Genomic DNA, 11,301 nt, shown 5'->3' on the forward strand with positions numbered 1-11,301 from the left:
CGGTTCCGGGCCGGGCGGCTACCGTTCTGGTGTGGACGCGACGCAGGACCCCCGGACCGGACCGACCGTGGGCGAGGCCGGCGAGCTCGTGGTCCTCGACCGCATCGTCCGACGCCTGCCCGCGGGGACGCCCGAGCTCGGCCCCGGCGACGACTGCGCGGTCGTCGCGGCCCCCGACGGCCGGTTCGTCGTGACGACCGACATGATGGTGCACGGCCCGGACTTCCGCTGGGCGTGGTCGTCGCCCGAGGACGTCGGCTGGAAGGCCGCCGCGACGAACCTCTCCGACGTCGCCGCGATGGGCGCGGTGCCCACCGGGCTCGTGATCGCCCTCGCCGCGCCGCAGGACACCCCGGTGGCCGTCCTCGAGTCCTTCGCCGACGGGGTCCGCGCCGCCGTCGACCTACTCGCACCCGGCTGCGGCGTCGTCGGTGGCGACCTCAGCACGTCGGCCACCTTCACCGTCTCGGTCACCGCGTTCGGTGATCCTGGCGGCACCACGCCGGTGCTCCGTTCGGGCGCGCGCCCCGGCGACGTCCTCGCGGTGTCCGGCGAGCTCGGTCGTGCGGCGCGCGGCCTCGCCCGGTTGTTCCGTGACGGCGTCGACGCACACGGCGAACCGTCCCGGGCCGCGACGGTGTCGAGCGGCGCGGACTCCGATCCGGACGTCGGCCGGCAGCGCCGACCCGTCCCGCCGATCGGCGACGGACCGGCAGCCGCGCGGGCCGGGGCGACGGCGATGCTCGACCTCAGCGACGGCCTCGCGATCGACGCCGGACGCCTCGCCCGGGCGAGCGGGGTCACCCTCGCGTTCGACGTGGACGCGGTGCCGGACGGCGCCGCGCTGCACGGCGGCGAGGACCACGGACTCCTGGCGACGTTCCCCGCCGGCACGGCGCTCCCGGGGGGCTTCCGGCGGGTCGGAGCGGTGCTCGAGCGGGGCGCGCACGACCTCGTCCGCGGGGGCGCGCCCGTCCCGACCACCGGCTGGGACCCCTACGCCGACTGGGACGGCGCCGCCGGCTGACCCGCGGCGGCCCGCCCGGGCGTCGCTGTCGAGCGACATCGCGGCGGTCGTCCGACAGCGGTGATGTCGCACGTTCCACCGCGCAACCGGTGCGTGCGCATGGTGCGTCACCGTGGTCGTCGCACGACAGCGGCAGTGTCGCACGACGTCGACGACGCACACCACTCCGCGACGCCAGCCGCGGCGGCCCGGGCCACCCGCACCCGTCAGCTCGGCGTCACGGCCTCCCACGCCACCGTCTCGCCGTAGCTCCGCTTGCTGAACGGCGCGAGCCCCGCGGGCCACGCCGGCTCGGGCGACCGCTTGCTCCGCTCCACCACGACGACCGCACCCGCGGTCAGGCGCGGCACCAGGGCCTCGAGGACCTCGGCGATCTCGTGCTCCGTGACGTCGTACGGCGGGTCGATGAACACCAGGTCGAACGTCCGCACGGTGCCGCGCAGGAACCCGAGCGCGGGCTGCGGGTGCACGTCGATGCGCACGCCCGGCACGCGCTGCTGCACGGCCCGCGCGTTCGCCCGGCAGGCCTGCGCCGCCGCCGACGCCCGGTCGACCAGGACGACCTCGACGGCCCCCCGGGACGCCGCCTCGAGGCCGAGCGCCCCGGTCCCCGCGTACAGGTCCGCGACCGCGGCGTCGTCCACCAGGCCACGCGCCTCCAGCGACGAGAAGAGCGCCTCGCGCACCCGGTCGCTCGTCGGTCGGGTGCCGGACTTCGGCACACGGAGCGTCGTGGAACCGGCGGCGCCGGCGATGATGCGGGTCATGCAGCCACCGTAGCGGCCGTCCCGTCGCCGCCGGGCCCCGCTCCGACGCCCGCCGGGTCGGTCGGCCGGCGTGCGTCCCGCGCTCCTCCACAGGACGGCCGGGAGGCACGTGGCGCGTCGGACGCGCCGGGTACCGTGGTCGCGTGCCCACCTCCGCGACCCCCGCACCGGCCGCCGCACCCGACCTCGGTCCCGCGCCCCTCGACGCACGCCTCAGCGGCGTGCTCGGCGGTCGGACGGCCAGCGCGATCGAGAAGGCCTTCGGGTACCGCACGGTGGGCGAGTTCCTCGAGCACGCGCCCCGCCGGTACGCCGAACGCGGGGCGCTGACGGCGCTGGACTCGCTCGCGATCGGCGAGTCCGTGACGATCGTCGCCGAGGTCATCGACGTCCGCGAACGCACCATGCGCGCCCGCCGCGGTTCCATCCTCGAAGCGAAGATCGGCGACGGGTCGGGCATCCTCACGCTCACGTTCTTCAACCAGGGGTGGCGGACGAAGGACCTCGTGCCAGGTGCCCGCGGCATCTTCGCCGGCAAGGTCGGCGACTACCGCGGTGCCCGGCAGCTCGCCCACCCCGACTACGAGCTGTTCGACCGCGACGACCCGCGCGCCGACGCCGACCCGCTCGACGACGAAGCCATCCGGTGGTCCCGCCAGCCGATCCCGATCTACCCCGCGACGGCGTCGCTGACCTCGTGGCAGATCGCCAAGGCGATCGCGGTGGTGCTCGACACCCTGCCCGACGTGCCCGACCCGATCCCGGCGTCGGTGCGGACCCGGCTCGACCTCGTCCCGTTCCGTCGCGCCCTCGAGCTGCTGCACCGCCCCGAGAAGGTCGCCGACTTCAAGCGGGCGCAGGACGCGCTGCGCTACCGCGAGGCGTTCGTCCTGCAGACCGCCCTCGTCCAGCGGCGGATCGCGGCACGGGCGACCGCCGCCACCCCGCGCCGCGCCGAGCCGGGCGGCATCCTCGAGCGGTTCGACGCGACGTTGCCGTTCACCCTGACCGACGACCAGCGGGCGGTCGGCGCCGAGATCGCCCACGACCTCGCGGGAGACTGGCCGATGCACCGGCTCGTCCAGGGCGAGGTCGGGTCCGGCAAGACCCTCGTGGCGATCCGGGCGATGCTCACCGTGGCCGAGTCGGGCGGCCAGTCGGCGCTCATCGCCCCGACCGAGGTGCTCGCCGCCCAGCACCTCCGGTCGATCGTGAAGTTCCTCGGGCCGGACCTCGCCGCCGAGCTCCGGCCGGTCATCCTCACCGGCTCGCAGTCCACCGACGAGCGACGCCGGGCACTGCTCGCCGCGGCATCGGGCAGCTCGCGCCTCGTCGTCGGCACGCACGCGCTGCTCGGCGACCGCGTGGACTTCGCCGAGCTGGGCCTCGTGGTCGTCGACGAGCAGCACCGGTTCGGCGTCGAGCAACGCGAGGCCCTCCGCACGAAGGGCACCACGCCGCCGCACGTGCTCGTGCTCACCGCGACGCCGATCCCGCGTACGGTGGCGATGACGGTGTTCGGCGACCTCGACGTCTCCACGATCACCGGTCTGCCGTCCGGTCGTGCAGGGGTCGAGACCTTCGCGGTCGGCCTCGCCGAGCACCCCGGCTGGGAGTCGCGCATCTGGACCCGGATGGCCGAGGAGCTCGCGGCGGGCCGGCAGGCGTTCGTGGTCTGCCCCGCGATCGACGAAGCCCACACCGAGGACGACGGCGAGCCCGACCCCGAGGACGACACCCCGAAGCGGGCACCGGCGACCGTGCTCGCGACCGCCGAGCGGATGCGGGCGATGCCCGTGCTCCGTGACCGCCGGATCGAGGTCCTGCACGGTCGGATGACCGCCGACGAGAAGGACCGCGTGATGACCTCCTTCGCGGCGGGCGACGTCGACGTCCTCGTCGCCACGACCGTCATCGAGGTCGGTGTCGACGTGCCGAACGCGTCGATGATGGCGGTGCTCGACGCCGATCGGTTCGGGGTCTCGCAGCTCCACCAGCTCCGCGGGCGCATCGGGCGCGGCCAGTACGCGGGCGTCTGCCTGCTCGTCACCACGGCCGAGGCCGAGACGACCGCCCGCGAACGCGTCGACGCCGTCGCCGCGTCGGACGACGGGTTCGAGCTCGCCCGGGTCGACCTCGAGCTCCGCCGCGAGGGCGACGTGCTCGGCGAGCGGCAGTCCGGCGGCCGGTCGTCGCTCAACCTTCTGCGCGTGGTCGAGCACGCCGACCTCATCGTCGACGCGCGCGAGGAAGCCGAGCGCGTCCTCGAGCCGGACCCCCGACTGGAGCACCACCCCGCCCTGCGCGAGGCGCTCGCCCGACGCCTCGACGAGTCCGACGCGGCCTTCCTCGGCAAGAACTGAGCCCGTCGGCCGGTAGCGTGGCGGTCATGGCGCAGATCGCGGTCGTCCCCGGTTCCTTCGACCCCGTGACCCTCGGGCACCTCGACGTCATCGGTCGGGCCGCCCGGCTCTTCGACGAGGTGCACGTGCTCGTGGTCCACAACCCCGACAAGCAGCCGGCGATGTTCGACGCGGCCGACCGCGTGCGGCTCATCCGCGACTCCTTCGCCGAGACGGGGATCCCCGACTCGGTCCGCGTGGGGGAATGGACCGCGGGCCTGCTCGTCGACTACTGCCGACAGGTGGGGGCCGGCGTGTTGGTGAAGGGCGTGCGGTCGGGCGACGACGTGGCGTACGAGACGCCGATGGCGATCATGAACCGGCACCTGGCCGACGTCGAGACGGTGTTCCTGCTGCCCGAGGCGTCGCGGGCGCACGTGTCGAGCTCCCTCATCCGCCAGGTCTCCTCGCTCGGCGGGGACGTCACGCCGTACGTGCCGACCGTGGTCGCCGAGGCCCTCGCCGCACGCACCGGCCGCTGACACGCCCCGCTGCTGCCTCGACTCCCCGCCCGGATCAGGCTAGGATCGTCGATCGTGTCTTCCCCCGTGAACAGCCCCTACGCCCTGCGCGTGCGTGACCTCGCGCACCGCCCGGGCGAGATGCGCGAGCACTCGCTCGACGTCGAGGTGCCGGACGCGATGGGTGCCGGCGTGATCGCCGTCCGCGAGGGCGCCGAGCTCCACCTGGACGTCCGGCTCGAGGGCCTGCACGAGGGCGTCCTCGTCTCCGGGCACGCCTCGGGTGAGGCGACCGGGGAGTGCTCCCGCTGCCTCATCGACATCAGCGAGCCCGTCGAGGTCGATTTCGCCGAGCTGTTCGCGTACGATGTCTCGGAGGATTTCGACTTCTTCGTTCGCGATGACCACGTGGACTGCGAACCGGTCGTTCGAGATGCGGTGGTGCTGTCGCTGCCGTTCCAGCCGGTCTGCCGACCGGACTGCCCAGGACTCGACCCGGAGACGGGTGAGCGCCTGGCCGACCTCGAGGACCACACGCCTCGCGAGGTCCTGGACCCGCGTTGGGCCGCCCTGGGCGGCTTCCAGAGCGACGACAGCGCTGACAGCCCGGCTGGCAGCACACCGAACCAGAGCCCCGAGGACGACGGCCGCACGGCCTGACGCTCCTCGCACACCGACCACCGACCTACCGAAAGAGAACCACCATGGCCGTTCCCAAGCGCAAGCAGTCCCGTGCCAACACGCACGCCCGTCGTTCGCAGTGGAAGGCCGCGCCGGTCCAGCTCGTGAAGACGATCGAGAACGGTCAGGTCACCTACAGCCTCCCGCACCGCGCGAAGGTCGTCGAGGACTCGGCCGGCACGCCCCTGTACATGGAGTACAAGGGCCGCAAGGTCGCCGACGTCTGATCGGACTCCACGCATGACCGCGACGTCCGGCACCACGGGGTCCCGCCCCGTGGGGCCGGACGTCGTCCGTCTGCAGGGGCTCCTCGAGGCCGACATCGACCTCGAGCTCCTGCAGCTCGCCCTGACCCACCGCTCGTACGCGTACGAGCACGGCGGGATCCGGCACAACGAGCGCCTCGAGTTCCTCGGGGACTCCATCCTCGGCCAGGCCGTGACCGTGAAGCTCTTCCGGTCCTTCCCCGACCTCGACGAGGGCGAACTCGCCAAGCGGCGTGCCAGCCTCGTCTCGACGGTCGCCCTCGCCGAGATCGGCCGCATGATCGGCCTCGGCGCGTACCTGCGCCTGGGCAAGGGCGAGGAACAGACCGGCGGCCGTGACAAGGCGTCGATCCTCGCCGACACCGTCGAGGCCGTCATCGGTGCCACGTACCTGTCCGCGGGCCCCGACGCCGCCACCGCGCTCGTGCTCCGCCTGGTCGAGCCGCTCATGGTCGACCCCGACCGGTTCGGCGCCGCGATGGACCCCAAGACGAGCCTGCAGGAGCTCGCCGCGACCCTCTCCCTCGGCAACCCGTCCTACCGGGTGACCGAGGAAGGTCCCGACCACGACAAGACCTTCCACGCGACCGTCGTGCTGCAGGGCGAGTCGGTGTCGACCGGCTCCGGGTCGAGCAAGAAGACCGCCGAGATGGCTGCCGCGCTCCAGGCGTGGACGCGGCTGTCCGGCCGGGCGGCCTGACCGCGTGCCCGAACTCCCCGAGGTCGAGGTCGTCCGCGCCGGTCTCGAACCCGCCGTCAGCGGCGCCCGGGTGCTGCACGTCGACGTCGCCGACGACCGGGCACTCACGCGCCACGACGGTCCGGCGGAGGACTTCGCCGAGCGCCTGACCGGCCGCACGATCGCCGCAGCCGTGCGCCGCGGGAAGTTCATGTGGTTCCCGCTGACGTCCGCGCACGACGACGCCCGGCCGGAGGCGCTCGTCGCGCACCTCGGCATGAGCGGCCAGATCCTGCTCGGCCGCGACCGGCCGCCGTCGAGGCACCGCCGCATCACGATCGACGTGCAACCGGCGACCGTCCGCCCCGACGGCCGCGTCGAGGACCCCGTCGAGCTCGAGTTCGTCGACCAGCGCACGTTCGGGTCGATGGCGATCGACGCGATGGTGCCCACGGTGGACGGCGCACCCGCCGGGTCCGCGGGCGCGGTCGACGCCCGGGAGCCGGACGCGCCGTGGCGTCGGACCATCCCGACGCAGGTCTCGCACATCGCCCGCGACCCGCTCGACCCCGCGTTCGACGACGACCGGTTCGTCGCGGCGGCGCGCAGGCGTTCGAGCGGGATCAAGCGCGTGCTCCTCGACCAGGGCGTCGTGAGCGGCATCGGCAACATCTACGCCGACGAGTCCCTGTGGGCCGCGCGACTGCACTTCGACCGCCCCGCCGAACGCCTGCCCCGCGCCGACCTGCACGGGTTGCTCGCCGAGGTCCGCAGCGTGCTCCGCCGCGCCCTCGAGGACGGCGGGACGAGCTTCGACGCGCAGTACGTCAACGTGAACGGCCAGTCCGGGTACTTCTCCCAGCGCCTGGCCGTGTACGGGCAGCAGGGCGAGCCGTGTCCGCGCTGCGGGACGACGATCGTGCGCGAGGCGTTCATGAACCGGTCGAGCCACCGCTGCCCCGTGTGCCAGCCCGCTCCGCGCCAGCGCACGCGCTAGCCTGACGCCGAGCGGCACCGCAGGCGCCAGCCACAGCGGCACCGCAGGCACCACCACCAGAGCAACAACGTCAGCAGCAGCAGCGCAGCAGACCGCCCGGAGACCCGCATGTACTTGAAGAGCCTGACCATCAAGGGGTTCAAGTCCTTCGCGCAGCCGACGACGTTCGCGTTCGAGCCCGGTGTCACGTGCATCGTCGGCCCGAACGGCTCGGGCAAGTCCAACGTGGTCGACGCCCTCGCCTGGGTGATGGGGGAGCAGGGGGCGAAGACCCTCCGCGGCGGCAAGATGGAGGACGTCATCTTCGCCGGGACCTCGACCCGCGGTCCGCTCGGCCGCGCCCAGGTGCTCCTGACGATCGACAACAGCGACGGCCTGCTGCCGATCGAGTACTCCGAGGTGACCATCGCCCGCACGCTGTTCCGGAACGGCGGCAGCGAGTACGCGATCAACGGCGAGAACTGCCGCCTGCTCGACGTCCAGGAGCTCCTGAGCGACACCGGCCTCGGCCGCGAGATGCACGTCATCGTCGGGCAGGGGCAGCTCGACAAGGTGCTGCACGCCACCCCCGAGGACCGCCGCGGCTTCATCGAGGAGGCGGCCGGGATCCTCAAGCACCGGCGTCGCAAGGAGAAGACCCTCCGCAAGCTCGACGCGATGCAGACGAACCTCACCCGCCTGTCCGACCTCGCGGGCGAGATCCGACGGCAGCTCAAGCCGCTCGGACGGCAGGCCGAGGTGGCTCGGCGGGCCCAGTCGGTCGCGGCCGTCTTCCGGGACGCCAAGGCCCGCCTGCTCGCCGACGACGTCGTCCGGCTCCGCCGCGAGCTGCACGAGCACCAGGAGGTCGAGACCGGGCGCAAGTCCGAGCGCATCGTCCTGCAGGAACGGCTCGAGCAGACGCGTGCGCGGCAGCAGCAGGTCGAGCAGAGCCTGGTCGGCGACGACGTCGACCGCGCCCGGACCGTGGTGCACCGGCTCGAGAGCGTGCAGGAGCGCCTCCGCGGGCTGTCGAGCCTGGCGAACCAGCGGCTGATGTTCCTCGCGCAGCAGGCCGACGCCCCGCAGCAGGGCCCGACGATCACGCCGGAGCGCGTGCAGGGCGTCCGCGCCGAGGCCGAGCGGTTGGAGGCGCGTGCCGCCGAGACCGCCGCGGGGGCCGGTGCGACGGCCGCCGCGGTGCAGGATGCCCGTGACCGGCTCGACGCCCTCGACGAGCAGATCGCGGCGCAGGCCGCCCGGGTCTCCGCGCACGACCTCGAAGCGCAGCGCCTCCGCGGCGCCGTCGAGGTCGCCCGGTCGCGCCGCGGGTCCGTCGTCGCCGACCGCGACCGCCGCGCCCGTGCCCTCGCCGAGGCCGAGGAGCGTGCCGAGCGCGCCGCCGCAGCGCTGACCGACGTCGGCGTCGACCCGGCCGAGGGCGTGGACGCCGACGCCCTCGCCGCGACGCTCGACGCCGCGCGGCAGGCGCTCGAGACGGCGCAGGCCGACCGTGACGCCCGGCGTGACCGGCTGCACGCCCTGGAGCGCGAGCGCGACGCCCTCGACGCACGGGTCGCCGCCCTCGGCATGTCGATCGACGTCCGCGACGGCTCGCAGGCCGTCATCGACGCCGCGCGCGAGGGGGTCCTCGGGCGCCTCGCGGACGCCCTCACCGTCGAGCCCGGACACGAGGCCGCGGTCGCCGCCGCGCTCGACGGGCTCGCCGACGCCGTCCTCGCGGCGGACCGCGGCACCGCGCTCGCGACCGTCGAGCACGCCCGCGCCGCCGACCTCGGCCGCGTCGACGTCGTCGTCGCCGACGTCGCCGACGGCAGCGGCGACGCACCGGGTCTGCCCGCCGACCTGCCGCCGGGCGTCCGCCCGGCCCTCGACCTGGTGCGGGGACCGGCGGCGATCACCGCGCTCCTGCGCACGACGCTCGTCGCACTGGACGACGGGGTCGACCTGGAGGCCGTGCTCACCGCCGCCCCGCAAGCGACGGTCGTGACGCCCTCCGGCGACCTCGTGGGCCGCGTCCGCGTCACCGGCGGCGGGGAACGCGCCGTGTCCCGCATCGAACTCGTCGCGGAACGCGACGACGCCCGGAGCCGCCGCGACGCCGTCGCGAGCGACGCCGAGGACGCGGCCACGGGCCTCCAGGCCGCGCGCAGCGCCGTCGAGGACGCACGCCGCCGGACGGACGAGGCGGACCGGGCGCTCCGCGCGCACACCGCGGCCAAGGCCGAGTACGACCGGTCGAGTGCGTCGACGCGAGCGCGGGCCGAGAACGCGGCGGCCGAGGTCGAGCGGCTGCGCGCCGCGCTCGGCGAGACCGACGGCGGCGTCGAGGCGGCCGAGCAGGCCCTCGCCGACGCCGAGCAGGCGCTGGCCGCCTTCGACGCGCAGGAGCGACCGACGGTCGACGCCTCGGGTCGGCCCGCGCTGCTGGACGCCCTCGAGGCCGCGCGTGCCGCCCAGATCGAGCACCGCATCCAGGTGGAGACGATCCGCGAGCGGGCGCGGTCGGAGCGGAACCGGGCGGCGGGGCTGCAACGGCAGCTCGAGGCCGAGCGCGCCGCTGCCGAGGAGGCCGCCCGGCTCGCCGTCGTGCGGCGCGGACAGATCGCCGTCGCCGAGGACGTGCTCGCCGACCTGCCCGTGGTGCTCGGCGCCGTCGACCGCTCGCTGGCCGAGGCTCGGGTGCGCCTGGCGACCGAGGAGTCCGAGCGGACGAAGCGCAACACCGAGCTCCAGGCGATCCGTGCCGAGGAACGCGGGCTCCGTGACCGGCTGCAGACGATCACCGACGGCGTGCACTCCCTCGAGATGGAGATCTACGAGAAGAAGCTGCACGTGTCCGGGGTGCTCGACCGTGCCCAGAGCGAGCTCGGGCTGGGGGAGGCCGTGCTCGTGGCGGAGTACGGGCCGCACGTGCCGGTCCCGGTCGACGTCCTGGTCGACCCGCGGGTGCTCGCGCGGCGGCACCGGGACGCCGAGCGGGCACGTGCGGCGGCCGAGGACGGCGAGCGGGACGCCGACGCCGCTGCGTCCGCCGGCGCCGCTGCGTCCGCCGACACCGCTGCGGCCGAGGACGGCGAGCGGGACGACGACGCCGCTGCGTCCGACGGTGCCGCTGCGTCCGCCGACACCGCCGCTGTGTCCGAGGACACCGCCGCGTCCGACGACGACGTCCCCGCGCTCGTCCCGGCCGAGTCGACGCTGCCGGGCGGCCCCGCGCTGCCCGAGTACGACGCCTCCGACGGCATCGACCCCGGCGAGGTCGAGACCGTCCCGTACGTGCGCGCCGAGCAGGAGCAGCGCCTCGCCGCCGCCGAGCGGGACCTCGGTCGGCTCGGCAAGGTGAACCCGCTCGCGCTCGAGGAGTTCCAGGCGCTCGAGCAGCGGCACGCGTTCCTCGCCGAGCAGCTCGACGACCTGCAGAAGACCCGCGCGGACCTCCTGACGATCATCGAGGAGCTCGACACGAAGATGCAGACGATCTTCGAGTCCGCGTTCAACGACACCCGCGATGCCTTCGACGTCGTCTTCCCGATCCTGTTCCCGGGCGGCTCCGGGTCGATCTCGCTGACCGACCCCGACGACCTGCTCGCCACCGGGATCGACGTGCAGGTGAAGCCCGCCGGCAAGAAGATCGACCGGCTGACGCTGCTGTCCGGCGGGGAGCGGTCCCTCGCGGCCGTGGCGCTCCTCGTGGCGATCTTCACGGCGCGCCCGTCGCCGTTCTACATCATGGACGAGGTCGAGGCGGCGCTCGACGACGCGAACCTCGGGCGGCTGCTGACCGTGTTCGAGCGGCTCCGCGAGTCCTCGCAGCTCATCGTCATCACGCACCAGAAGCGCACGATGGAGATCGCCGACGCGCTGTACGGCGTCTCGATGCGGCAGGACGGTGTGTCGGCGGTCGTCGGCCAGCGCGTGCAGCAGCGCCGCGGGTCGGAGCCCGCCGACGCGGTCGCGTAGCGCCCGCCGGCCGCGCCGCCCGCACCGAGCGCCGTGCCCACCAGCCCCGTCGTCGCAC

At 74.4% G+C, this 11,301-nt stretch carries 9 protein-coding genes; 8 read left to right on the plus strand and 1 reads right to left on the minus strand.

What is annotated here, in order from left to right:
* The first annotated feature begins 31 nt into the window (after positions 1-31).
* Positions 32-1,027: a thiamine-phosphate kinase gene (gene thiL, locus BEP24_RS09540; RefSeq protein WP_065962726.1), complete on the plus strand. Its 996-nt coding sequence runs from the start codon at positions 32-34 to the stop codon at positions 1,025-1,027.
* Positions 1,028-1,233: 206 nt separating this feature from the next.
* On the opposite strand, the gene BEP24_RS09545 is transcribed toward thiL, so the two are convergent.
* Positions 1,234-1,794 carry an RsmD family RNA methyltransferase gene (locus BEP24_RS09545; RefSeq protein WP_065962728.1) on the minus strand — a complete coding sequence of 187 codons (561 nt, stop codon included), beginning with the start codon at positions 1,792-1,794 and terminating at the stop codon, positions 1,234-1,236.
* Between the two features lie 143 nt (positions 1,795-1,937).
* Between BEP24_RS09545 and BEP24_RS09550 the strand changes: the two genes are divergently transcribed.
* The 7 genes from BEP24_RS09550 to BEP24_RS09580 all read left to right on the plus strand — a co-directional run bounded on the left by BEP24_RS09550 (position 1,938) and on the right by BEP24_RS09580 (position 11,243).
* Positions 1,938-4,157 carry an ATP-dependent DNA helicase RecG gene (locus tag BEP24_RS09550; protein ID WP_065962732.1) on the plus strand — a complete coding sequence of 740 codons (2,220 nt, stop codon included), beginning with the start codon at positions 1,938-1,940 and terminating at the stop codon, positions 4,155-4,157.
* 26 nt (positions 4,158-4,183) lie between these two features.
* On the plus strand, positions 4,184-4,678 hold the full coding sequence (gene coaD / locus BEP24_RS09555) for a pantetheine-phosphate adenylyltransferase (protein ID WP_065962734.1): 495 nt from the start codon (positions 4,184-4,186) through the stop codon (positions 4,676-4,678).
* Positions 4,679-4,744: 66 nt separating this feature from the next.
* Positions 4,745-5,317, plus strand: coding sequence for a DUF177 domain-containing protein (locus BEP24_RS09560; protein ID WP_065962735.1), 573 nt, complete (start codon positions 4,745-4,747; stop codon positions 5,315-5,317).
* 44 nt (positions 5,318-5,361) lie between these two features.
* Positions 5,362-5,565 (plus strand): 50S ribosomal protein L32, encoded by a 204-nt coding sequence (gene rpmF / locus BEP24_RS09565; RefSeq protein ID WP_056126067.1) that lies wholly within the window; start codon positions 5,362-5,364, stop codon positions 5,563-5,565.
* A gap of 13 nt (positions 5,566-5,578) precedes the next feature.
* Positions 5,579-6,304 (plus strand): ribonuclease III, encoded by a 726-nt coding sequence (gene rnc / locus BEP24_RS09570; protein WP_083230260.1) that lies wholly within the window; start codon positions 5,579-5,581, stop codon positions 6,302-6,304.
* A gap of 4 nt (positions 6,305-6,308) precedes the next feature.
* A complete protein-coding gene (mutM, locus tag BEP24_RS09575) occupies positions 6,309-7,280 on the plus strand; it encodes a bifunctional DNA-formamidopyrimidine glycosylase/DNA-(apurinic or apyrimidinic site) lyase (protein WP_065962737.1) in 972 nt (323 codons plus the stop codon).
* Positions 7,281-7,388: 108 nt separating this feature from the next.
* The gene (locus BEP24_RS09580; protein ID WP_065962739.1) at positions 7,389-11,243 is read left to right on the plus strand and encodes an AAA family ATPase; all 3,855 of its coding nucleotides are present in this window, start codon (positions 7,389-7,391) and stop codon (positions 11,241-11,243) included.
* Positions 11,244-11,301 lie beyond the last annotated feature (58 nt).

Origin of the sequence: Curtobacterium sp. UCD-KPL2560 (assembly GCF_001705035.1) — a bacterium.
GTDB lineage: Bacteria > Actinomycetota > Actinomycetes > Actinomycetales > Microbacteriaceae > Curtobacterium.